A 21,189-nucleotide genomic window follows, 5' to 3' on the forward strand; every position below is an offset into this window, starting at 1 on the left:
TCAGCCCCCAATCGTCCAGCGTGCCCACGCGCCGCCGAGCACTTCGAATTTCGCCAGGAACGCCACGATCACCACCCAGGCCAGCGACAGCGGCAGGAACACCTTCCAGCCGATCCGCATCAGCTGGTCATAGCGATAGCGCGGCACGATCGCCTTCACCATGGCGAACAGGAAGAAGAAGAACGCCATCTTGCCGACCATCCACAGCGCGCCGTCGGGCAGGCCCGGGATCGGCGACAGCCAGCCGCCGAGGAACAGCAGGCTCATCAGCGCGCACATCAGGAAGATGGCGATATATTCGCCGGCCATGAACAGCAGATAGGGCGTCGAGGAATATTCGACCATGAAACCCGCCACCAGTTCCGATTCCGCCTCCGGAAGGTCGAACGGGGGCCGGTTGGTTTCCGCCAGCGCCGAGATGAAGAACAGCACGAACATCGGCAGATGCGGCAACCAGTACCAGTTGAACAGGCCCAGATCGCCCCGCTGCGCCTCGACCACCGCCGAAAGGTTCAGCGAGCCGGTGGAGATCACGATGCCGATGATGATGAGGCCGAGCGAGACCTCGTAGGAAATCATCTGCGCGGCGGACCGCAGCGAGCCGAGGAACGGGTATTTGGAGTTCGAGGCCCACCCGCCCATGATCACGCCGTAAACCTCCAGCGAGGAGACGGCAAAGACGAAGAGGATCGCCACGTTGATGTCGGCCAGCACCCAACCGTCGCTGAACGGGATCACCGCCCAGGCGAGGATCGCCAGCACGAAGGACAGCATCGGCGCAAGGAAGAACACCGGCCGGTCGGCCCCCGCGGGCACGACGATTTCCTTCACCACATATTTCAGCGCATCGGCAAAGGTTTGCAGCAGACCCCAGGGTCCCACCACGTTCGGGCCGCGCCGCATCTGCACCGCCGCCCAGATCTTCCGGTCGCCGTAGACCAGGAAGATGAGCGAGATCATCACGAAGCCGACGACCGCAAGGCTCTGCACCGCGATCAGCAGCGCGATCCCCGCCCCGGTTTGAAGAAACTCAGCCATTTTGCCTCACATCCCTCAGTCTTTTCGCCGGCCTCAGACCGTCGGTATGCCCCGTTCGCCACAGTCGCGGACCGTCACCTCGGCGTCGATCGTCGCCACCCCGCGGGGCAGCGCGGGCGAGATGGTGTAAACCGCATCCGCGCGGGCGATGGAACCCTCTTGTGCAATATTCGTCCTGACGTGGCGCGCAAACCCGAAACCCCGGATCAGCGCATATTGTGCCGCGGCGCAGGCCGCATAGTCGGTCAACTGGCGCTGGCCGCCGGCATGGCGCATGGCGACGCGGAAGTTCACCAGATCGCCTTCCAGAAGCCGCGTCTCGATCCCCAGATAGGCGGGCGGCAGCGCGGCCTCGCGCCCCACCTGCGCGCCGTCCGCGCAGGCGGCCAGCCCCGACAGGGGGGCCAAGGCAAGGGCGATGGCACGCGCCATCCGCATCACTCCGCCGCCAGCGGCGCGCGGGCGCGCGCGGCGGCCTGGGCCGACAGTTCCGCCATCAGCGCCGAGGCGCGGGCGATCGGGTTGGTCAGGTAGAAATCCGCAATCGCGTTGCGGAAGCTGGCCTGCCCCGGCGCCTGCACCGGCAGCGGCTGCCAGCCGTTGTCGGCCACCACGTCGATATCGCCCAGATGCGGATGCGCCGCGATCAGCGCGCGCCGCAATTCGGCGAGGCTGTTCCACGGCTGCACCGCGCCCAGTTCCGCCGACAGCGCCCGCAGGATCGCCCAGTTTTCCTTCGCCTCGCCCGGCGCGAAACCGGCGCGCAGCGCCAGTTGCGGGCGGCCCTCGGTGTTCACGAACAGGCCGTTTTCCTCGGTATAGGCGGCGGCGGGCAGGATGATGTCGGCCCGGTGCGCGCCGCGGTCGCCGTGGCTGCCCTGATAGATCACCAGCGGGCCCGCGCCGATCTCCACCTCATCCGCGCCGAGGTTGTAGATGACTTCGGCCCCGTCGATGGCCGCCGTCAGCCCGCCTTCGGTCACGGCCCCCACATCCATCGCGCCGACGCGCCCGGCGGCGGTGTGCAGCACCAGGAGCTTGCAGTCGCCCAGTTCGCAGATGCGCATCGCATGGGCCAGAACCGCCTCGCCATCCGCCTCGCGGATCGCGCCCTGGCCGACGATGACGATGCCGGGGGTGCCTTCCTTGTTGGCCAGATCGTCCTTCAGCAGGTTCACCAGCGTGTCGCGGCCGGCGCCGAGGTGGTGGTAGTCATAGGTCAGATCCGCCGCCTGCCCGACCAGCGCGATGTCCGCGCCCTTGAGCCACGCCTTGCGGATGCGCGCGTTCAGCACCGGGGCCTCGTCGCGCGGGTTGGTGCCGATCAGCAGGATGCGCTTGGCGCTGTCGATATCCTCGATCCGGGCATTGCCGACATAGGCGGAACGGTTGCCGATGGGCAGCCGCGCGCCGTCGGTGCGGCATTCGACGCGGCCCCCCTGCCCCTCGACCAGCTGTTTCAGCGCGAAGGCCGCCTCGACCGGCGCCAGATCGCCCACCAGCCCCGCGACCTTGCGGCCCTTCATCGCGGCGGCGGCCGCCGCCAGTGCCTCGGGCCAGGTCGCCTTCCGCAACCGGCCGTTTTCGCGGATATAGGGCATGTCCAGCCGCTGGCGGCGCAGCCCGTCCCAGATGAAGCGGGTCTTGTCGGAAATCCATTCCTCGTTCACGCCGTCATGGTTGCGCGGCAGGATGCGCATGACTTCGCGCCCCTTGGTATCCACGCGGATCGACGACCCGAGCGCATCCATCACATCCACGGTCTCGGTCTTGGTCAGTTCCCACGGGCGGGCGGTGAAGGCATAGGGTTTCGAGGTCAGCGCGCCGACCGGGCACAGGTCGATGATGTTGCCCTGAAGGTTGCTGTCCAGCGTGGTGTTCAGATAGCTGGTGATCTCGCTGTCCTCGCCCCGGCCGGTCTGGCCCATCTGGGTGATGCCCGCCACCTCGGTGGTGAAGCGGACGCAGCGGGTGCAGGAAATGCAGCGCGTCATCGTCGTGGCGACCAGCGGGCCGAGGTTCAGGTCCTCGTTCGCCCGCTTGGGTTCGCGGTAGCGGCTGAAATCGACGCCATAGGCCATCGCCTGGTCCTGCAGATCGCATTCGCCGCCCTGGTCGCAGATCGGGCAATCCAGCGGATGGTTGATCAGCAGGAATTCCATCACCCCTTCGCGGGCCTTCTTGACCATGGGGGAATTGGTCTTGACCACCGGCGGCTCGCCGTTGGGGCCGGGGCGCAGGTCGCGCACCTGCATGGCGCAGCTTGCCGCGGGCTTCGGCGGGCCGCCCACGACTTCGACAAGGCACATCCGGCAGTTGCCCGCGATCGACAGACGCTCGTGATAGCAAAAGCGCGGGATCTCGATCCCCGCGACCTCGGCCGCCTGGATGATCGTCATCGCGGCATCCACCTCGACCTCGATCCCGTCGATGATGATTTTCTTGAGGTTGGACATTGCCTTACTCCGCCGTCGGGGCGCCCGGGCGCCCGCCAATCATTCCCACGCGCATCCCTGCATCCTCAGCCACGGCACCGCGCCTCGAACACCAGTTCGTCCCCGGCCACGCGCCAGGCCCAGTCCCCCGTCGCGGGGTCGAGCGTCCAGTCCGCGGTCGAGTTGCCGGTTTCCGTCAGGCAGTGGCGCGTCACCGGATAGCGCACGCTTTCCCGCACCTCGGCCAGTCCTGCCCCCGCCGCCTTGACCGAAATCAAGAGAGTGCCGTCATCGGCCGCCTTGAGGTCGGCGCGATAGGGCAACCCCGCCTCCGCCGCCGCCCGCCGTTCGCGCGCGCAACCGGAAAGCGCAAGCGCCACCATGGTCAGGATCAGAACCGGAAGGGTGCGGGTCATCGGGGTCACTCCGCCGCCATCGCGCCCGTGCGGCCGGTCTTGCGGGCCTTGATGCGGTCCTCGATTTCCTCGCGGAACTGCCGGATCAGGCCCTGCACCGGCCAGGCCGCCGCATCGCCGAGCGCGCAGATCGTATGGCCCTCGACCTGTTTGGACACGTCGAAGAGCATGTCGATCTCTTCGATCTCGGCCTCGCCGCGCACGAGCCGGTCCATCACCCGCATCATCCAGCCGGTACCTTCGCGGCAGGGCGTGCACTGGCCGCAGCTTTCGTGCTTGTAGAATTTCGACAGCCGCCAGATCGCCTTGATGATGTCGGTGGACTGGTCCATCACGATCACCGCCGCCGTGCCGAGACCGGACCGCTGTTCGCGCAGCCAGTCGAAATCCATGATCGCGTCGTCGCATTGTTCGGCGCGCAGCAACGGCACCGAAGACCCGCCCGGGATCACCGCCTTGAGGTTCTTCCAGCCGCCCCGCACGCCGCCGCAATGGCGTTCCAGCAGTTCCTTGAGCGGGATCGACATCGCCTCCTCGACGACGCAGGGGTTGTTCACATGGCCCGAAATACCGAAGAGCTTGGTGCCGGCGTTGTTCGGGCGGCCGAAGCTGGCGAACCATTCCGGGCCGCGGCGCAGGATGGTGGGGGTGACGGCGATGGATTCGACGTTGTTGACCGTGGTCGGGCAGCCGTATAGGCCCGCGCCCGCCGGGAACGGCGGCTTCATCCGCGGCATGCCCTTCTTGCCTTCGAGGCTTTCCAGTAGCGCGGTTTCCTCGCCGCAGATATAGGCGCCCGCGCCGTGGTGCAGGTAGAGGTCGAAATCCCAGCCCGACCCGGCGGCGTTGCGGCCCAGAAGGCCCGCGTCATAGCATTCGTCCACCGCGGCCTGAAGCGCCTCGCGTTCGCGGATATATTCGCCGCGCAGGTAGATGTAGCAGGTGTTCGCCCCCATGGCGAAACTGGCGATCAGCGCCCCCTCGATCAGCGTATGGGGATCATGGCGCATGATCTCCCGGTCCTTGCAGGTGCCGGGTTCGGATTCGTCGGCGTTGATCACCAGATAGCTGGGCCGGCCGTCCGACTGTTTGGGCATGAAGGACCACTTGAGCCCGGTGGGGAAGCCCGCGCCGCCCCGGCCGCGCAGCCCGCTGGCCTTGACCTGTTCGACGATCTTGTCGCGCCCGCGCGCGATGATCTCGGCGGTGCCGTCCCAGTGGCCGCGCTTGCGCGCCCCCGCCAGGCTGCGGTCATGCATCCCGTAGAGGTTGGTAAAGATACGGTCCTGATCCTTCAGCATCCGCTTTCCCTCAGTTTTCCCGGCGTTTGCGCCACAGCCGCCATGTCACCGCCAGCGCCCAGACATAGGCCGCCACCGCGGCAAGGTCGATGAGAAAGGCATAGCGCCCCGCCCATCCGTGTTGCCGGCCGATCTCGCCCAGCAAGAGCCACGCCACCGTTGCCACCGCGATCACGATCGCCACCAGCCGCCCCTGTCGGGCGAAGTCGGTGGCGGCGTTGCGATCTGGCTGCGGCGCGGGTTTCATGGCATGCGCTCAGTAATCGTTGGTCTTGGCGCGGCGGAGGAATTCCTCCATCCCCACCTCGCCGATGAGCTTCGCCTGCGCCACCCATCTGTCGCGCGTGACGCGGCCCCGGAAGCCCTTGAGGTTGCCGTCCATCCAGGCGACTTCCTCGGGGCCCCAGGCGGCGATCTGGTCGAAGTGGAAGATGCCCAGTTCGTGGCAGAGCTTTTCCAGCACCGGGCCGATGCCCTCGATCTTCTGCAGATCGTCCGCCGCGCCGCCGCGCGCCTCGGTCAGGCCGACGGGCTTCACGCCCGCATCCGCCACCGGCGCGGGGTCGTGGACGGGCTGGCCGGGGGCGGCGGTGCCGGTGCCTTCGGGCATGGGCACGTCGACCTCGGGCTTGCCCTTGGCCAGCGCCTCGGCCCGTTCGGGCGCGATGCCTGCCGCGGCAGGGGCCGGTTCGGCGGCGGCCGCGGGGGCCTCGGGTTCGGGCTTGCGGCGCCAGGACACGATCAGCGGCACTTCGGTGCCGTCGATGCGCCTGATGCCGTCGCCCACATCCACCGCCCGCTGCGCCGAGGCGTTGTATTGCCGCCGGCCGGATTCGAAGTCCTTGAGGCTGGTCAGACCCGACAGCGGTTCGGACGCATAGCGCCCGTTCTGCGGCCCCGGCACCGGGGTCTTGCCCGCCGCCAGTTCGTCCAGCAGCCGTTCCAGCCGTTCGGCGTTCAGATCCTCGTAATAATCCTTGCCGATCTGGGCCATCGGCGCGTTGGTGCAGGCGCCGAGGCATTCGACTTCTTCCCAGCTGAACCGCCCGTCCGCCGACAGCTGGTGCGCCTTGGGCGCGATCTTCGCCTTGCAGACGGCGATCAGGTCCTCGGCCCCGCAGATCATGCAGCTGGTGGTGCCGCAGATCTGGATATGCGCAACGGATCCAACGGGTTGCAGCTGGAACATGAAGTAGAAGGTGGCGACCTCGAGCGCGCGGATATAGGGCATCCCCAGCAATCCGGCGACATGTTCGATCGCCGGGCGGGTCAGCCAGCCTTCCTGTTCCTGCGCGCGCCACAAAAGCGGGATGATCGCGCTGGCCTGACGGCCCTCGGGGTATTTGGTGATCTGCGCCTCGGCCCAGGCCTGGTTGGCCGGGGTGAAGGCAAAGCTTGCGGGCTGTTGGGCGTGCAGGCGGCGAAGCATCAGTTGCACCCTTCGGTCTTGAGCCGCAGGGTGCCGCCCTCGATTTCCGCCCGGCCGTCGCCCAGAAGGGCCGACACGGCCTCGGCCGCCTGCGCCTCGTCGAGGCCCGCGGCGGCGAGGATCTGGGCGTTGTTGTCGGCGCGCACCTCGCAGCCGGCGGCGGCGATGGCGGCGACCAGCGCCTGCGTCTGTTCGGGCGTCACATCGGCCCGGGCGGGTGCCAGCGCGGGCACCGCAAGGATCACGGCCAGAACGAGGGTACGGGGGGCGAGGGTGCGGATCATGTCCAGTCTCCTGTCGCGCGCCACCGGGGGCGCCGCGCTCGCTAGGGGTGCAGGGGCCCGGCGGGGGGCCCTGCCCAGATCAGTGGGGTGCCGGGGGCCGCTATGCAATATCAACGGTCGATCTCCCCGAACACCACGTCCATCGTGGCGATGATCGCCGCCACATCGGCCAGCAGATGGCCGCGCGACAGATGGTCCATCGCCTGAAGGTGCGGATAGCCCGGCGCGCGGATCTTGGCGCGGTAGGGCCGGTTGGTGCCGTCGGCCACCAGATAGACGCCGAATTCGCCCTTGGGCGCCTCGACCGCGGCATAGACCTCGCCCGACGGCACATGGAAGCCCTCGGTGTAAAGCTTGAAGTGATGGATCAGCGCCTCCATCGACCGCTTCATCTCGCCCCGTTTAGGCGGCGAGATCTTGCCGCGCGTCAGCACGTCGGTCTGCGCCGCGGGCTCGCGCAGCTTGGCGATGGCCTGGCGGATGATCCTGGTCGACTCGCGCATTTCCGCCATCCGGCAGAGGTAGCGGTCGAAACAGTCGCCGTTCTTGCCCACCGGGATCTGGAAGTCGAACTCGTCATAGCATTCGTAGGGCTGCGCGCGCCGCAGGTCCCAAGCAAGGCCCGACCCGCGCGCCATCACGCCGGAAAAGGCCCAGTCCATCACCTCTTGTTCCGACACGATGGCGATATCGACGGTGCGCTGCTTGAAGATGCGGTTTTCCGTCAGCAGGCCGTCGATGTCGTCCACCAGTTTCGGGAACTTCTCGGCCCAGGCGTCGATGTCGTCCAGCAGGTCGGGCGGCAGGTCCTGGTGCACGCCGCCGGGCCGGAAATAGGCCGAGTGCAGCCGCGCCCCGCAGGCGCGTTCGTAGAACACCATCAGTTCCTCGCGCGCGACGAAACCCCACAGCGGCGGCGTCAGCGCGCCCACGTCCATCGCCCCGGTGGTGATGTTCAGCAGGTGGTTCAGGATCCGCCCGATTTCGGAATAGAGCACCCGGATCAGCTGCGCCCGCCGCGGCACCTCGGTCCCGGTCAGCCGTTCGATGGCCAAGCACCAGGCATGTTCCTGGTTCATCGGCGCCACATAGTCCAGCCGGTCGAAATAGGGCAGGTTCTGCAGATAGGTGCGGCTTTCCATCAGCTTCTCGGTGCCGCGGTGCAGCAGGCCGATATGCGGGTCGGCGCGTTCCACGATCTCGCCGTCAAGCTCCAGCACCAGACGCAGCACGCCATGCGCCGCCGGGTGCTGCGGCCCGAAGTTGAGGTTGAAGTTGCGGATCTTCTGCTCGCCCGTCAGAGCATCGTCGAAATTGCCGTCCATCATGCTGCTCCGATCCCGGAATTTTCGTGCCAGCGCGCGGGCAGGTCGCCGAACGCGCGGGCCACATGGTCGTATTGCGGCGCAAGCCGCGCGCGCGCCAGCGCCAGCCGCGCGCCGGTCAGATCCCCGGCGCCGGGGCTGGCGTGCACGCGCTGGTCATAGCGGCCGGGCCGCACGGCGATGCCCAGAAAGGCGCAAAGCCGCGCCACGCCCGCATCGCTGAACAGGGTTTCGTAAAACCCCGTCCACAGGTTCGCCGGACGGATTGCCCGGCCCAGCTTGGCCAGAACGGCGGCGTAATCGCCCCGCGCCGTGACCTCGGGGTGCCCGCCCGCGGCCCAGTCGTCGAACATCGCCAGCGCCTTGGCGCCCACATCCGCCTTCGCCACGCCCGTGCGCGCCGCGATCATGCGCAGATGCGACCAGAGCCGGTCCACCGGATCGCGCAGCAGGTAGACGAAGCGCGTGACCGGGGCGAGCCGTTCCATCCGCGTCAGCACGGCTTCGGGCAACAGCGCATAGGCCGGCGTCACATCGCCCACCAGCCGCCGCCCCCCTGCCCCTTCGGTCAGGAAGGCCAGATAGGCCGCGTCATCGGCCCCGCGGTCCAGCACCCCCAACCAGCGGTCGCAGGCCGCGACGCCGCGCAGGATGCCCGCGCGCCTGCCCTCGGGCGCCACCGACGCCTCGGCCGCCAGCCGCGCGCGCTTGGCCCGGATGCGTTTGGCCTCGCGCCCCAGCAACCCGGCCTCGGCCGTGTCGAAATAATGCAGTTCCTTCAGCGCCGGCATCGCGCAATCGGGATGATCGGCCAGATAGCGGTGCAGCCAGCTGGTGCCCGCCTTGGTCGCCCCGATTCCGAACATGACCGCCGGCCCGCCCATCTGCGCCCTACCGTTTCTCGTCGCCCGGAAGGATGTATTCCGCGCCCTCCCAGGGGCTCATGAAGTCGAACTGCCGGTATTCCTGCACCAGGTTCACGGGTTCGTAGACGACGCGCTTCTGCGCCTCGTCATAGCGGACCTCGGTATAGCCGGTGGTGGGGAAATCCTTGCGCAGCGGATGGCCGCGGAAACCGTAGTCGGTCAGGATCCGCCGCAGGTCGGGATGGCCGGAAAAGATGATGCCGAACATGTCGAACACCTCGCGCTCGAACCAGTTCGCGCTCGGATGCACGGACAGGATCGAGGGCACCATCTGGTCCACCTCCACCTCGGCCTTCACGCGGATGCGCTGGTTGCGGTACATCGACAGGAAATGCCAGACCACATCGAAACGCTTCTCGCGGTCGGGCCAGTCCACGGCGGTGATGTCCACCAGCGTGGCGAAGCGGCAGTTGAGGTCGCTGCGCAGGAATTCCACGAAGGGCAGGATGCGCTGCACCGGCACCGTGACGGTCAGTTCGCCGAAGGCGACCTGCGTTTCCACCACGTCGTCGGCCCGCTTGAGCGCGATCAGCGCGGCGAGTTCGTTCAGGGCTTCGCTCATCTTGGACCTCAGCGTACGAGGGTGCCGGTGCGGCGGATCTTCCGCTGCAATTGCAGGATACCGTAGAGCAGCGCCTCGGCCGTGGGCGGGCAGCCGGGGACATAGACATCCACCGGCACCACGCGGTCGCAGCCGCGCACGACCGAATAGCTGTAGTGATAATAGCCGCCGCCGTTGGCGCAGGACCCCATCGAGATCACATAGCGCGGTTCCGGCATCTGGTCGTAGACCTTGCGCAGCGCGGGGGCCATCTTGTTGGTCAGCGTGCCGGCGACGATCATCAGGTCCGACTGGCGCGGCGAGGCGCGCGGCGCGGTGCCGAAACGTTCCACGTCATAGCGCGGCATCGACACCTGGATCATCTCGACCGCGCAGCAGGCCAGCCCGAAGGTCATCCAGTGCAGGCTGCCGGTGCGCGCCCAGTTGATGATGTCCTCGGTCGAGGTCAGCAGGAAGCCCTTGTCCTGCAATTCGCGGTTCAGCGCCTGGGTGGCGACCTCGCGGTCGGGCCCGGCGGTGTTCGCCCCGGTGATCACTCCCATTCCAGCGCCCCCTTCTTCCATTCATAGGCAAAGCCGACCGTCAGCACCCCCAGGAACACCATCATCGACCAGAAGGCGACCATGCTGATTTCCCCGAAGGCCACCGCCCAGGGGAACAGGAACGCCACCTCGAGGTCGAAGATGATGAACAGGATCGAGACGAGGTAGAAGCGGACGTCGAACTTCATCCGCGCGTCGTCGAAGGCGTTGAAGCCGCATTCGTAGGCCGACACCTTTTCGGGGTCGGGGTTGCGCACCGCCAGCACCACCGCCGCCAGCACCAGCACGAGCCCGAGCGCGACGGCGATCGCCAGAAGGATGAGGATGGGAAGGTATTCTCTCAGCAGCGCGTCCAATGCTGGCTCCTTCGGCTACACATCGTCCGCGCCGGACGCGGATCATGACTGCGCCCCGTTTAGCGCGCCCCCCCCACCGGGTCAACCGACGCCCGGAAAGCCGGCAGGCGAAAAGGCCGGATTTCTTCCGGTGTTGCACCCCGGCGCGCAATTCGCCGCAACCGCCTGCGGATGCCGCGCCCGCCCGCGTTCCGGCAGAGGGACTCAGCCCCGCGGACGCGCAGGCGGCCGCCCGGCGGCGGCGTTCCGGGACAGGCGGCGCGCGAGGGCCCCGACCCGGCGCGCACGCCCGGCTTTGCGGGCGGTGCCGGGGGCCAGCCCTGCGCCAGCTGGTTCCCCAACCCGTGGCGCACCGCCCGCTGCCCCCCCGGATATTTGTGCCAGCCTGAAGAACTTGGGCCAGCCTGAAGAACAGGGCGTGGTGCCGCTGAAAGGCGTGTGCCGAATATGGCGTGCGCCACCGCCCCCGGGCCCGATCAGGCGCCCGTGCACAATCGGGCGCTGCCTTCCTCCATTTTCTGTCCATAAATCCCCGGGGGCGCCGGGTGGTGCGCCACGGGTTCGGGAACCGGCAGGCCACGGGGCGGGCCCCCTGCCCCGTCGAATCGTCGTTCCGCCCGGACCGGACCTGTCGCCGCCTCCGGCCCGGTCGGCGCCGCGACCTTTTCGATCGGCCGCGGGGTCATGGCGCCACCTCGGGCCGCCACAGGCGGCGGATCCCTTCCTGCCAGATCCGCCAGAGCGCGAGGTTTCCGGCCACCGACCACAGCAGGAACCCCGCCACGATCCCCGGCCATCCCGCCGCGGGGGCGACGGCCAAAACCGCCATCAGCAGCAGCATCCCCACCCCCACGAACAGCACGCCCCCCGCCACCTGCGCCAGTGCGAGCGTCGCTTGGGTGCCCCGCGGCACCAGCCGCAGCCGCGCCCCGCAGCCGGGGCATGGCGCGAAGGGCTGCATGGCGAAACGGCGCAGCCCGCCCCGCGCGGTCAGGAACAGCGCGAACCACGGCTGCGCCGCGCCGCAACGCGGGCAGGCATGGCGCCGGGAAGGGACCCTGCCCTTCCCCACCGCCTAGAACGTGCCCATCAGTTCCCGCCCGATCAGCATGCGGCGGATCTCGCTGGTGCCCGCGCCGATCTCCATCAGCTTGGCGTCGCGGAACAGGCGGCTGACCACCGCATCGTTCAGGAACCCCGCGCCGCCCAGGGCCTGCACCGCCTGATGCGCCTGCACCATCGCCTGTTCGCTGGCGTAAAGCACGCAGCCCGCGGCATCGGCCCGCGTCACCGCGCCGCGGTCGCAGGCGCGCGCCACCTCGTAGACATAGGCCCGTGCGGTGTTCAGCGCGACATACATGTCGGCCAGCTTGCCCTGCATCAGCTGGAAATTCCCGATCGGCTGGCCGAACTGGCGGCGGTCGCGCAGATAGGGCACCACCGCATCCAGGCACGCCGCCATGATCCCGGTGCCGATGCCCGACAGCACCACCCGTTCGTAATCCAGCCCCGACATCAGCACCGCGACCCCGCGCCCTTCGGCCCCGAGCACGTTTTCCGCCGGCACCGCGCAATCCTCGAAGATCAGCTCGCCCGTGTCCGATCCCCGCATGCCGAGCTTGTCGAAATGCGGGCCGGTCGAGAACCCTTTCATCCCCCGTTCCACGAGGAAGGCGGTGATGCCCTTCGATCCGGCCGCCGGATCGGTCTTGGCATAGACCACCAGCACATCGGCCACCGGCCCGTTGGTGATCCAGTACTTGTTGCCGTTCAGGATATAGTGCCCGTCGCGCCGGTCCGCCCGCAGCGTCATCGACACGACGTCCGAGCCCGCCCCGGCCTCCGACATCGCCAGCGCGCCCACATGGTCGCCGCTGACCAGTTTCGGCAGGTATTTCGCCTTCTGCTCCGCCGTGCCGTTCAACCGGATCTGGTTCACGCAGAGGTTGGAATGCGCGCCATAGGACAGCGCGACCGAGGCCGAGGCGCGCGCGACCTCCTCCACCGCGACGACATGGGCGAGGTAGCCGAGCCCGGCGCCGCCGTATTCCTCCGGCACGGTGACGCCCAGAAGGCCGAGATCGCCCATCTCGCGCCAGAGCGGGGCGGGAAAGCGGTTGTCGCGGTCGATCGCCGCCGCCATCGGCATCAGCCGCGCCTGCGCCCACCGCGCCACGGTCTCGCGCAGCGCATCGACATCCTCGCCCAATGCGAAACGCATCGCCCCCCCGGACATCGCAGCCTCCCCGATTTTATTGAACGATTGTTCAAAAAATACCGCAACCCGCCCCCGCCCGTCAAGCGCCGCAACCCCTTCCAGAATCGCCCCGCCTCGGCTACCCGGCCGGGGTGGGACAGACCGGGCCACCGGCGCGGCGGGCCGGAAAGCCCACGACGAAACCCACGACGGATGAGTGGCCGAGCGGTTTAAGGCACTGGTCTTGAAAACCAGCGAGGGGAAACCCTCCGTGGGTTCGAATCCCACCTCATCCGCCAGACACCGCCGACATCCGCGCGAAAAGCACCCCCCGGAACACCGGCCGGATCGGCCATCCCAAGACGCCCCGACGTCGAGACGGCGGCGCAACCGATGAGGAACCGGCCTTCCGCCGGTGGCAGAAACTCCGCCGCGCGGGCCGCGCATCACCGCCCTTGACGATTGTCAGGCGCCGTTCCGGGCGGCTATAGCGGTGGGGCCCCCGCCACCGGATGATCCCCGCGCACCCGACGATGCTGATACGCCCCGCCCTTGCCGAAGACTGGCCCGCCATCCGGGCCATCGTCGAACCCACCATCCGCGCGGGCGAGACCTATGCGCTCGACCCCGGCATGGGCGCGGAGGATCTCAGGGCCTACTGGCTCGGGCCGGACAGGGAAACCTTCGTGGCGGAGGAGGACGGGGTCATCCTCGGCACCTATTACGTGAAGGCGAATCAGGCGGGCGGGGGCCGGCATGTGTGCAATTGCGGCTACATGACCGGGGCGCAGGCGACCGGCCGGGGCGTGGCGCGGCGGATGTGCGCGCATTCGCTCGACCACGCCCGCGCGCGCGGCTATCGCGCGATGCAGTTCAACTTCGTCGTCAGCACCAACGAACGGGCGGTGCGGCTGTGGCAGGCGATGGGTTTCGACATCGTGGGCCGCCTGCCGCTCGCCTTCCGCCATCCGCGGCAGGGCTATGTCGATGCGCTGGTGATGTTCCGGGCGTTGTAGGTTCGGCGGGCCGCCACGCCGGGAACCCCCGCAGTTAGGGCTTGAAGGCCGCCGCGCCCCGATGCTAAGAGGCGGCGCATGCGGGTGTAGCTCAATGGTAGAGCCGCAGCTTCCCAAGCTGAAGACGAGGGTTCGATTCCCTTCACCCGCTCCATCCCCGACATTCCCCGCACGGACGGCCCCGGATCGTGACGCGCATCAACTGCATCCCCCCGGCGGAACTGACGACGCCGCATCTGGTGGCCGAATACCGCGAACTGCCGCGGATCTTCGGGCTGGTGCGCGCCGCCATCGCGCGGGGCGAGGGGCCGGGGGATCCGCGCAACCCGGGGGATTACCGGCTCGGCCCGGGGCATGTGCGCTTCTTCTACCCGCGGCTCGGCTGGCTGGCGCGGCGGCAGGCGGCGCTGGTGGCAGAGATGCAGGCCCGCGGCCATGCGCCCGCCTTCACCGACCCCTGGGGCCTGATCGAGGGCATCCCGGCCGATTGGTGCGGGGACTGGACGCCGACGCCCGCGGCGATGGCGCTGAACCGCGCCCGGATCGCCGAGCGGCTGGCCGCCGTCAAGGCCAGCCGGCCCGGCGCTGGCGATTGACATCCCGCGGGACGTGGAAATCCGGCCGCCTGTTGCTCTGCCCCGAGATCCCGCCTTTCCTGTAACGGTGCAAGACCCACATACACGGCGGCAGGCGCCCGGACAGGTCCAACATGACGAGGCTCCGATACGGCAACGCCGACCCCTACGGAGGCCAAGCGCCCCCCTTTCCGCCCGGCGGCCCGAAAACCACCGGCCGCGCCATGGCCGTTCCGGCGGCCGTCAGCGCCCCGGTGGGGCCTGTGGGGCACGGTCCGTGCCGTCCCTCGCGCCTCGCGCGGGCGTGACTTGCCTTGCGGGCGCCGCCGGCGTATCGCGGTCTCGCCCCGCCGCGGTCTCATTCCCGTGCGAGGCTTTCCGCAAGCGCCCGTGACGAGGCGCCCCGGTCAGGCATGGATGAAGGTACAGGCAATGTCCGAACAGACCCCGCAACATGGCAGCACCCCGGCGCCAGCGCCGCAGCAACACCAGCAACAGGCAGGCGGCCCCGCCCCGCAACAGCAGGCCGGCGCGCCCGCGACGCGGTTCACCGACTGGGCCGCGATCTGATCCCGGGGGCCCTGCACGGCGGCCATCCCGGCCGGTGAGGCCCCCGCCGGGCCCGGCGGCGGACGGCCCTTTTCCGGGTCGCAGCGGGTGACGGCCGGCGCCCCGGTCCGGCGGCGGTGACGCGCCTCGGGGCCGGCCCCCCTTGATCCCGTGACGGCGCGCGCTAAGCTGCGGTCCCTGCCGCAACCGCCGCCGATCATGCCCGCGCCCACGCCGATCTCTTCCATCCGCAACCTCGGCCCCGCGACCGAGGCCGCCTTCCGCCGCGCCGGGATCACCAGCGCGGAGGAACTGCGCGCGCTCGGGGCCGATGCGGCCTATGGGCGGCTGCTCGCCACGGGCACGCGGGCGCATTTCATCGGCTATTACGTGCTGGTGATGGGCTTGCAGGGCCGGCCCTGGAACGATTGCCGGGGGGCGGAAAAGGCCGCGCTGCGGGCGCGATTCGATGCGCTGCGGGCGGCGGCTCCGGCGGGGGCGGGGGCGGCCCCGTCACAGCTGGAGGCGGCGCTGGACGCGCTCGGCGTCATTCCGGCCGGCAGGCGGGGATTCCAGGCCGGGGCGGCCCCCGCAAAAGCAGACGGGGGCCCGAAGGCCCCCGCACGGATCCGGTCATCGGACGCCGGGATCAGCCGGTGATTTCCAGCCCAGAGAAGAAGAACGCGATCTCCTGCGCCGCGGTTTCCGGCGCATCCGACCCGTGGACCGAGTTCTCGCCCACCGACAGGGCGAATTCCTTGCGGATGGTGCCCTCGTCGGCATTGGCCGGGTTGGTCGCGCCCATCACCTCGCGGTTCTTCGCGATGGCGCCCTCGCCCTCCAGCACCTGCACCACGACGGGCTCCGACGCCATGAACTCGCACAGTTCGCCATAGAAGGGACGGTCCTTGTGGACCTCGTAGAACTTGCCGGCCTGGGCCAGCGACAGATGGATGCGCTTCTGCGCCACGATGCGCAGGCCCGCGTCCTCGAACTTGGCATTGATCTTGCCGGTGAGGTTGCGGCGGGTCGCGTCGGGCTTGATGATCGACAGGGTGCGTTCGATGGCCATGGGTGCCTCTTGTCCTGGAAATGGGGCCGGCCCCTGCCCGCCCCGCATTGCGCGGCCCTGCTAGCATGGGCGGGCGGGGTTGAAAAGGCGGGAACGGCGGGGGCGTGGAGGGCGCGGCGCCGGGGGGCCAGCCCCCCGGACCCCCCGGGATATTTCTGGACAGAAAGTGAAGAGGGCCGGGAAAAGCAGGCCGGCTCACTTTCTGTCTCTTAAATATCCCCGCCGGAGGCTCCCGCCCCCGCCCCCGGGCCGAACGCCGGGTGAAAACCGGGCCGGGCGATTGACGCCGCCCGCGCCTTCGGGCAAGGGGCGGGCATGCTGCGCATCGAGAACATCACCTATTCCGTCGAGGGCCGGCCCCTGTTCGAGGGCGCCTCGGCCACCATTCCCACGGGCCACAAGATGGGCCTCGTCGGGCGCAACGGCGCGGGCAAGACCACGCTCTTCCGGCTGATCCGGGGCGAACTGGCGCTGGAAGGGGGCGAGATCGCCCTGCCCGCCCGCGCCCGGGTGGGCGGTGTGGCGCAGGAGGTGCCGTCGTCGGACATCAGCCTGCTGGACACGGTTCTGGCCGCCGATACCGAACGCGCCGCGCTGCTGGCCGAAGCCACGGGCGCGACCGATCCCGGGCGCATCGCCGAGATCCAGACCCGCCTTGCCGACATCGACGCCTGGTCGGCCGAGGGGCGGGCCACGGCGATCCTGCGCGGCCTCGGCTTCACCGCCGACGAGGTGGGCCGGCCCTGTTCCGATTTCTCGGGCGGCTGGCGGATGCGGGTGGCGCTGGCGGGGGTGCTGTTCGCGCAGCCCGACCTGTTGCTGCTGGACGAGCCGACGAACTATCTGGATCTGGAAGGCGCGCTGTGGCTGGAAAGCTATCTGGCGCGCTATCCGCACAGCGTGCTGATCATCAGCCATGACCGCGGCCTTCTGAACCGCGCCGTCACCGGCATCCTGCATCTGGAAAACCGCAAGCTGACCACCTGGTCGGGCCCCTACGACCAGTTCGCCCGCGCCCGCGCCGCGAGCCTTGCGGTGCAGGCCGCCGAGGCGAAGAAGCAGGAGGCCCGGCGCGCGCATCTGCAAAGCTTCGTCGACCGGTTCAAGGCCAAGGCCAGCAAGGCCGCGCAGGCGCAGAGCCGGGTGAAGATGCTGGAAAAGATGACCCCGATCACGGCCCCCGAAGAGGCCGCGAAGCAGGTCTTCACCTTCCCCGCGCCCGAGGAACTGTCGCCCCCGATCGTGACGATGGAGGGCGTGTCGGTCGGCTATGACGGGCGCGCGGTGCTGCGGGGGCTCAGCCTGCGCATCGACCAGGACGACCGCATCGCGCTTCTGGGCCGCAACGGCGAGGGCAAATCGACACTGTCGAAGCTGCTGGCCGGGCGGCTCGCGCCGATGGGCGGGCAGGTCACGCGGTCGTCCAAGCTGCGGGTGGGCTATTTCGCGCAGCACCAGGTGGACGAACTGCATGTGGACGAGACGCCCCTGCAGCATATCCAGCGGCTGCGCCCGGACGAGCACCAGTCGAAGCTGCGCGCGCGGCTGGCGGGGTTCGGGCTGCTGGCGGATCAGGCGGATACCGTGGTGGGGCGGCTTTCGGGCGGGCAGAAGGCGCGGCTGTCGCTGTTGCTGGCCACGCTCGATGCGCCGCATCTGCTGATCCTCGACGAGCCGACGAACCATCTGGACATCGAAAGCCGCGAGGCGCTGGTCGAGGCGTTGACCGCCTATGGCGGCGCGGTGGTGCTGGTCAGCCACGACATGCATCTTCTGGGGCTGGTGGCGGACCGGCTGTGGCTGGTCGCGGGCGGGCGCGTGACGCCCTATGCCGAGGATCTGGAGGCCTACCGGCGCATGCTGCTGGCCCCCGAGGCGCCGAAGGAAGTGAAGCCGAAAGAGCCGAAGCCAGACCGCAAGGCCGGGCGCGAGGCGATCCTCGCGCTGAAGGCGGAAGTGCGCCGGTGCGAGGAGCGGATCGGCAAGCTGAACGAGATGCGCGACCGGCTGGCGATGAAACTCGCCGACCCCGAACTTTATGCCCGCGAAGCCGGAAACCAGGCGGAAACCTGGCAGAAGAAATATGCCGAGGTGATGGAGGGGCTCGACCGCGCCGAGGCGCTGTGGCTGGCGGCGCAGGAGCGGCTGGAAGAGGCCCGCGGCTGACCGTCGGCACCGGGGCGAACCCCGGCCAGCGGTCGTCGGGGCGGGAAAGTGCCGGGCGCAATGACAGGCGCCTGCGCCGGGCTTTCCCCGGGCAGGCGCCCTTGCCGGCCGTGGCGGACCGGCGGATGCGGACCGGATCCAATCCGGTCGGCTGGTCATCAGGCCTCGACCTGATCCCTTCATCCTACACCAAAAGGGCCTTCCGCGCAACGCCGCGGGGTGTGGCAAGCTGACCCCCTTGCCCGGCGGTGGCGCGGGTGGAGAAGGCGGGGATATTTGGGGACAGAACGTGGAGAGGCCGGCATTCTTTGCCGGGAGGTTCGTCCCCGCCGGGCCCGGGCATGCCAGCAAGATTTTGCGGCGGACCTCGCGGGGCGGGGTGGTCCCCCGCCCTGCGGGCCGGGTTCTAGCGTTCCACCGTGACCTTCGCCATCCGGTCGGGGCTGCGCGGCGGCTCGCCCCGGGTGATCGCGTCGACCACCTCCATCCCCGCGATCACGCGGCCCACCACCGTGTAGTCGCCGTTCAGATGCGGCGCCGGGGCGAACATGATGAAGAACTGGCTGTTGGCGCTGTCGGGGCTGCGCGAGCGCGCCATGCCCACGGTGCCGCGCGCGAAGGGCGTATCGGTGAATTCGGCCGGCAGATCCGGCAGGTCGGACCCGCCCCTGCCCGCCATGCCGCCCCCGCCGGACTTGCCGAACTGCACGTCGCCCGTCTGCGCCATGAAGCCGTCGAGCACGCGGTGAAAGACCACGCCGTCATAGGCGCCCTGTTCGGCCAGCGTCACCAGCCGTTCGGCGGCCTTGGGCGCCAGATCGGGCAGCAGGTCGATCACCACCCTGCCCTGCGCCTTGCCCTCCACCTCGATCACCAGGTTCGGACCCGGCCCGTCCTCCGCCGCATGCACAGCGGTCTGCGACAAAAGCCACCCGCCGAGCACCGCGGGGCCGAGCGCGAAGAGCCCGGCGAAAAGCCAGCGGTCACGCATCGGCGGCCACCCGGACCTTCAGCATCCGGTCGGGGTTTGCCGGCGGCTCGCCCCGGGTGATCGCATCGACATGTTCCATCCCCGAGATCACCCGGCCATAGACGGTGTACTGGCCGTTCAGGAAATGGTTGTCCTTGAAGTTGATGAAGAACTGGCTGTTGGCCGAGTTCGGGTTCATCGACCGCGCCGCGCCGAGGGTGCCCCGGTCATGCGGCAGCTTGGAAAATTCGGCCGGCAGGTCCGGCAGATCCGACCCGCCGGTCCCGGCGCGGCGCAGGTCGAAGCCGTTTTCCGCATTGCCGTTGGCCACATCGCCGGTCTGGGCCATGAAGCCGTCGATCACGCGGTGGAAGACCACGTTGTCATAGGCGCCCGCGCGCGCGAGGTCCTTCATGCGTGCGGCATGCTTCGGCGCCACATCGGGCAGAAGCTCGATCACCACGTCGCCGCCTTTCAGCGTCATGATGATGGTGTTTTCGGGGTCCCTGATCTCGGCCATCGGCGCCTCCTGTCATGTCGGGCGCGACCCTAGGCGAGGACGGGGCCGAGGAAAAGGGCAAACCCGCGTGATCACCCCGCATCACGGCCCGGCGCAAGGCCGCGCGCGCACCATCCCCCGTTGACGCCGCGCCCCGCTTGGGGGCAAAAGCGCCGGGCCGCGGCTGATGGAGACGGTGATGGGCTGGAAGACGCTCGACGACATGGACCTCAAGGGCAAGACCGTGCTGGTGCGGGTCGACATCAACGTGCCGGTGGAAAACGGCCGCGTCACCGATGCGACCCGGGTCGAGAAGATCGCCCCCACCGTCGTCGACATCATCGGCAAGGGCGGCCGCCCGGTGCTGCTGGCGCATTTCGACCGGCCCAAGGGCAAGCTGGTGCCCGAGATGAGCCTGAAGCAGGTGTTGCCCGCGCTCAAGGCCGCGCTGCCGGGGCGCCGCGTCCTGTGGGCCGAGGACTGCATCGGCAGGCCGGCCAAGGTGGCGGTGGGCGCGATGCAGCATGGCGATATCCTGCTGCTGGAAAACACCCGCTTCCATCCCGGCGAGGAAAAGAACGACCCCGCGATGGCGGCCGCGCTGGCCGCGTTGGGCGATGTCTATGTGAACGACGCCTTTTCGGTCGCCCATCGCGCCCATGCCTCGACCGAGGCGATCGCGCGGCTGCTGCCGTCCTGCGCGGGGCGGCTGATGGCGGCGGAGCTGAAGGCGCTGGAGGCCGCGCTGTCCAAACCGCAGCGGCCGCTGGCCGCGGTGGTGGGGGGGGCGAAGGTGTCGACCAAGCTCGACCTGCTGGCGAATCTGGTGGCCAAGGTCGACCATCTGGTGATCGGCGGCGGCATGGCGAACACCTTCCTCGCCGCGCAGGGGGTGGAGATCGGGCGCAGCCTGGCCGAACGCAACATGGCCGATACCGCGGCGCAGATCCTTGCGCGGGCGAAGGCGGGGACCTGCACCATCCACCTGCCGGTCGACGTGGTGGTGGCGCAGGAGTTCAAGGCGCAGGCGCCCCATCAGGTGCTGCCCGTCACCGCCTGCCCGGGCGACGGCATGATCCTCGACGCGGGGCCCCAGAGCGTGGCGCGCATCGGCAAGGTGTTCGAGGCCTGCCGCACCCTGATCTGGAACGGCCCCCTGGGCGCGTTCGAGTTGGACCCCTTCGACGCCGCCACCAATGCCGCGGCGCAGAAGGCCGCGGACCTGACCCGGGCGGGGCGGCTGGTATCGGTCGCGGGCGGGGGCGATACGGTCGCGGCGCTGAACCAGGCCGGGGTGTCGGACGATTTCAGCTATATCTCCACCGCCGGGGGGGCCTTCCTCGAATGGATGGAGGGCAAGACCCTGCCGGGCGTCGCGGTGCTGCTGGGGAAGTGAGCGGGGCGGCGGCGCCCTGACCGGCGGCTGGTCCGGTGGAGGGGGCGGCGGCCTCCGGCGGGGATATCTGGGCCAGCCTGAAGACACGGGCGCATCTTTCCGGGGAACGGCGCGCGGCTTCACCTTCCCGGAAAC

23 protein-coding genes, 2 tRNA genes and 1 pseudogene are annotated in these 21,189 nt (G+C 69.2%); 8 read left to right on the forward strand and 18 right to left on the reverse strand.

Annotated features, from left to right (window positions below; genetic code table 11):
• The 15 genes from nuoH to RGD00_RS01705 all read right to left on the reverse strand — a co-directional run bounded on the left by nuoH (position 1) and on the right by RGD00_RS01705 (position 12,835).
• Positions 1-1,038, reverse strand: a complete 1,038-nt coding sequence (gene nuoH, locus RGD00_RS01635; protein ID WP_310455392.1) for an NADH-quinone oxidoreductase subunit NuoH — start codon at positions 1,036-1,038, stop codon at positions 1-3.
• 33 nt (positions 1,039-1,071) lie between these two features.
• Complete coding sequence (locus RGD00_RS01640; protein WP_310455393.1) at positions 1,072-1,476, reverse strand: hypothetical protein; 405 nt, start codon at positions 1,474-1,476, stop codon at positions 1,072-1,074.
• Positions 1,476-3,494, reverse strand: a complete 2,019-nt coding sequence (gene nuoG / locus RGD00_RS01645; RefSeq protein ID WP_310455395.1) for an NADH-quinone oxidoreductase subunit NuoG — start codon at positions 3,492-3,494, stop codon at positions 1,476-1,478. The genes RGD00_RS01640 and nuoG overlap by 1 nt, the downstream gene beginning before the upstream one ends.
• A gap of 65 nt (positions 3,495-3,559) precedes the next feature.
• Positions 3,560-3,889, reverse strand: a complete 330-nt coding sequence (locus tag RGD00_RS01650; protein WP_310455396.1) for a hypothetical protein — start codon at positions 3,887-3,889, stop codon at positions 3,560-3,562.
• Positions 3,890-3,894: 5 nt separating this feature from the next.
• Positions 3,895-5,190: an NADH-quinone oxidoreductase subunit NuoF gene (nuoF, locus tag RGD00_RS01655; protein WP_310455398.1), complete on the reverse strand. Its 1,296-nt coding sequence runs from the start codon at positions 5,188-5,190 to the stop codon at positions 3,895-3,897.
• Positions 5,191-5,200: 10 nt separating this feature from the next.
• Positions 5,201-5,437, reverse strand: coding sequence for a DUF5337 domain-containing protein (locus tag RGD00_RS01660; protein WP_310455399.1), 237 nt, complete (start codon positions 5,435-5,437; stop codon positions 5,201-5,203).
• A gap of 9 nt (positions 5,438-5,446) precedes the next feature.
• Positions 5,447-6,619, reverse strand: a complete 1,173-nt coding sequence (locus tag RGD00_RS01665; RefSeq protein WP_310455400.1) for an NADH-quinone oxidoreductase subunit E — start codon at positions 6,617-6,619, stop codon at positions 5,447-5,449.
• Entirely contained in the window at positions 6,619-6,903 is a 285-nt protein-coding gene (locus tag RGD00_RS01670; RefSeq protein ID WP_310455402.1) for a hypothetical protein, read from the reverse strand. The genes RGD00_RS01665 and RGD00_RS01670 overlap by 1 nt, the downstream gene beginning before the upstream one ends.
• A 110-nt stretch (positions 6,904-7,013) precedes the next feature.
• Positions 7,014-8,228, reverse strand: coding sequence for an NADH-quinone oxidoreductase subunit D (locus RGD00_RS01675; RefSeq protein ID WP_310455403.1), 1,215 nt, complete (start codon positions 8,226-8,228; stop codon positions 7,014-7,016).
• Positions 8,228-9,094: a sulfotransferase gene (locus RGD00_RS01680; protein WP_310455404.1), complete on the reverse strand. Its 867-nt coding sequence runs from the start codon at positions 9,092-9,094 to the stop codon at positions 8,228-8,230. The genes RGD00_RS01675 and RGD00_RS01680 overlap by 1 nt, the downstream gene beginning before the upstream one ends.
• Before the next feature lie 25 nt (positions 9,095-9,119).
• Positions 9,120-9,716: an NADH-quinone oxidoreductase subunit C gene (locus tag RGD00_RS01685; RefSeq protein ID WP_310455405.1), complete on the reverse strand. Its 597-nt coding sequence runs from the start codon at positions 9,714-9,716 to the stop codon at positions 9,120-9,122.
• An 8-nt stretch (positions 9,717-9,724) separates the two neighbouring features.
• A complete protein-coding gene (locus RGD00_RS01690; RefSeq protein WP_310455406.1) occupies positions 9,725-10,258 on the reverse strand; it encodes a NuoB/complex I 20 kDa subunit family protein in 534 nt (177 codons plus the stop codon).
• A complete protein-coding gene (locus tag RGD00_RS01695; RefSeq protein ID WP_310455407.1) occupies positions 10,249-10,614 on the reverse strand; it encodes an NADH-quinone oxidoreductase subunit A in 366 nt (121 codons plus the stop codon). Before RGD00_RS01695 ends, RGD00_RS01690 begins: the two co-directional genes overlap by 10 nt.
• Before the next feature lie 682 nt (positions 10,615-11,296).
• The gene (locus RGD00_RS01700) at positions 11,297-11,686 is read right to left on the reverse strand and encodes a hypothetical protein (protein WP_310455408.1); all 390 of its coding nucleotides are present in this window, start codon (positions 11,684-11,686) and stop codon (positions 11,297-11,299) included.
• A 3-nt stretch (positions 11,687-11,689) separates the two neighbouring features.
• Positions 11,690-12,835: an isovaleryl-CoA dehydrogenase gene (locus RGD00_RS01705; protein ID WP_310455409.1), complete on the reverse strand. Its 1,146-nt coding sequence runs from the start codon at positions 12,833-12,835 to the stop codon at positions 11,690-11,692.
• 187 nt (positions 12,836-13,022) lie between these two features.
• On the opposite strand from RGD00_RS01705, the gene RGD00_RS01710 reads away from it, so the two are divergent.
• From RGD00_RS01710 to RGD00_RS01735, 6 genes and pseudogenes are all read left to right on the forward strand, one after another.
• Positions 13,023-13,110 (forward strand) — tRNA-Ser (locus RGD00_RS01710).
• Between the two features lie 234 nt (positions 13,111-13,344).
• On the forward strand, positions 13,345-13,827 hold the full coding sequence (locus tag RGD00_RS01715) for a GNAT family N-acetyltransferase (protein WP_310455410.1): 483 nt from the start codon (positions 13,345-13,347) through the stop codon (positions 13,825-13,827).
• 80 nt (positions 13,828-13,907) lie between these two features.
• Positions 13,908-13,981: transfer RNA gene (locus RGD00_RS01720), tRNA-Gly, on the forward strand.
• 34 nt (positions 13,982-14,015) lie between these two features.
• A complete protein-coding gene (locus RGD00_RS01725; RefSeq protein ID WP_310455411.1) occupies positions 14,016-14,423 on the forward strand; it encodes a pyrimidine dimer DNA glycosylase/endonuclease V in 408 nt (135 codons plus the stop codon).
• A gap of 411 nt (positions 14,424-14,834) precedes the next feature.
• Positions 14,835-14,972, forward strand: coding sequence for a hypothetical protein (locus tag RGD00_RS01730; protein WP_310455412.1), 138 nt, complete (start codon positions 14,835-14,837; stop codon positions 14,970-14,972).
• A 198-nt stretch (positions 14,973-15,170) separates the two neighbouring features.
• Positions 15,171-15,500: pseudogene (locus RGD00_RS01735) on the forward strand (TfoX/Sxy family DNA transformation protein); the annotation flags it as partial.
• A gap of 100 nt (positions 15,501-15,600) precedes the next feature.
• Here RGD00_RS01735 and ndk read toward each other — a convergent pair.
• The gene (gene ndk, locus RGD00_RS01740) at positions 15,601-16,023 is read right to left on the reverse strand and encodes a nucleoside-diphosphate kinase (RefSeq protein ID WP_310455413.1); all 423 of its coding nucleotides are present in this window, start codon (positions 16,021-16,023) and stop codon (positions 15,601-15,603) included.
• A 315-nt stretch (positions 16,024-16,338) separates the two neighbouring features.
• Between ndk and RGD00_RS01745 the strand changes: the two genes are divergently transcribed.
• Positions 16,339-18,189 (forward strand): ABC-F family ATP-binding cassette domain-containing protein, encoded by a 1,851-nt coding sequence (locus RGD00_RS01745; protein ID WP_310455415.1) that lies wholly within the window; start codon positions 16,339-16,341, stop codon positions 18,187-18,189.
• Between the two features lie 406 nt (positions 18,190-18,595).
• Here the strand turns inward: RGD00_RS01745 and RGD00_RS01750 are convergent, their stop codons facing one another.
• Together RGD00_RS01750 and RGD00_RS01755 are read right to left on the reverse strand one after the other, a co-directional pair.
• Positions 18,596-19,180, reverse strand: coding sequence for a peptidylprolyl isomerase (locus RGD00_RS01750; protein WP_310455416.1), 585 nt, complete (start codon positions 19,178-19,180; stop codon positions 18,596-18,598).
• Entirely contained in the window at positions 19,173-19,679 is a 507-nt protein-coding gene (locus RGD00_RS01755) for a peptidylprolyl isomerase (protein WP_310455417.1), read from the reverse strand. Before RGD00_RS01755 ends, RGD00_RS01750 begins: the two co-directional genes overlap by 8 nt.
• Before the next feature lie 178 nt (positions 19,680-19,857).
• Between RGD00_RS01755 and RGD00_RS01760 the strand changes: the two genes are divergently transcribed.
• Complete coding sequence (locus tag RGD00_RS01760; RefSeq protein ID WP_310455419.1) at positions 19,858-21,054, forward strand: phosphoglycerate kinase; 1,197 nt, start codon at positions 19,858-19,860, stop codon at positions 21,052-21,054.
• Positions 21,055-21,189: the final 135 nt, after the last annotated feature.

This window comes from Ruixingdingia sedimenti (assembly GCF_031432425.1).
In the GTDB taxonomy this organism is placed as follows: domain Bacteria; phylum Pseudomonadota; class Alphaproteobacteria; order Rhodobacterales; family Rhodobacteraceae; genus Ruixingdingia; species Ruixingdingia sedimenti.

Bases quoted from the DNA above. Each gene is read 5' to 3' on its own strand.
- nuoH (WP_310455392.1), bottom strand. From the start codon at position 1,038: ATGGCTGAGTTTCTTCAAACCGGGGCGGGGATCGCGCTGCTGATCGCG.
- RGD00_RS01640 (WP_310455393.1), bottom strand. From the start codon at position 1,476: ATGCGGATGGCGCGTGCCATCGCCCTTGCCTTGGCCCCCCTGTCGGGG.
- nuoG (WP_310455395.1), bottom strand. From the start codon at position 3,494: ATGTCCAACCTCAAGAAAATCATCATCGACGGGATCGAGGTCGAGGTG.
- RGD00_RS01650 (WP_310455396.1), bottom strand. From the start codon at position 3,889: ATGACCCGCACCCTTCCGGTTCTGATCCTGACCATGGTGGCGCTTGCG.
- nuoF (WP_310455398.1), bottom strand. From the start codon at position 5,190: ATGCTGAAGGATCAGGACCGTATCTTTACCAACCTCTACGGGATGCAT.
- RGD00_RS01660 (WP_310455399.1), bottom strand. From the start codon at position 5,437: ATGAAACCCGCGCCGCAGCCAGATCGCAACGCCGCCACCGACTTCGCC.
- RGD00_RS01665 (WP_310455400.1), bottom strand. From the start codon at position 6,619: ATGCTTCGCCGCCTGCACGCCCAACAGCCCGCAAGCTTTGCCTTCACC.
- RGD00_RS01670 (WP_310455402.1), bottom strand. From the start codon at position 6,903: ATGATCCGCACCCTCGCCCCCCGTACCCTCGTTCTGGCCGTGATCCTT.
- RGD00_RS01675 (WP_310455403.1), bottom strand. From the start codon at position 8,228: ATGGACGGCAATTTCGACGATGCTCTGACGGGCGAGCAGAAGATCCGC.
- RGD00_RS01680 (WP_310455404.1), bottom strand. From the start codon at position 9,094: ATGTTCGGAATCGGGGCGACCAAGGCGGGCACCAGCTGGCTGCACCGC.
- RGD00_RS01685 (WP_310455405.1), bottom strand. From the start codon at position 9,716: ATGAGCGAAGCCCTGAACGAACTCGCCGCGCTGATCGCGCTCAAGCGG.
- RGD00_RS01690 (WP_310455406.1), bottom strand. From the start codon at position 10,258: ATGGGAGTGATCACCGGGGCGAACACCGCCGGGCCCGACCGCGAGGTC.
- RGD00_RS01705 (WP_310455409.1), bottom strand. From the start codon at position 12,835: ATGCGTTTCGCATTGGGCGAGGATGTCGATGCGCTGCGCGAGACCGTG.
- RGD00_RS01715 (WP_310455410.1), top strand. From the start codon at position 13,345: ATGCTGATACGCCCCGCCCTTGCCGAAGACTGGCCCGCCATCCGGGCC.
- RGD00_RS01730 (WP_310455412.1), top strand. From the start codon at position 14,835: ATGTCCGAACAGACCCCGCAACATGGCAGCACCCCGGCGCCAGCGCCG.
- ndk (WP_310455413.1), bottom strand. From the start codon at position 16,023: ATGGCCATCGAACGCACCCTGTCGATCATCAAGCCCGACGCGACCCGC.
- RGD00_RS01745 (WP_310455415.1), top strand. From the start codon at position 16,339: ATGCTGCGCATCGAGAACATCACCTATTCCGTCGAGGGCCGGCCCCTG.
- RGD00_RS01750 (WP_310455416.1), bottom strand. From the start codon at position 19,180: ATGCGTGACCGCTGGCTTTTCGCCGGGCTCTTCGCGCTCGGCCCCGCG.
- RGD00_RS01755 (WP_310455417.1), bottom strand. From the start codon at position 19,679: ATGGCCGAGATCAGGGACCCCGAAAACACCATCATCATGACGCTGAAA.
- RGD00_RS01760 (WP_310455419.1), top strand. From the start codon at position 19,858: ATGGGCTGGAAGACGCTCGACGACATGGACCTCAAGGGCAAGACCGTG.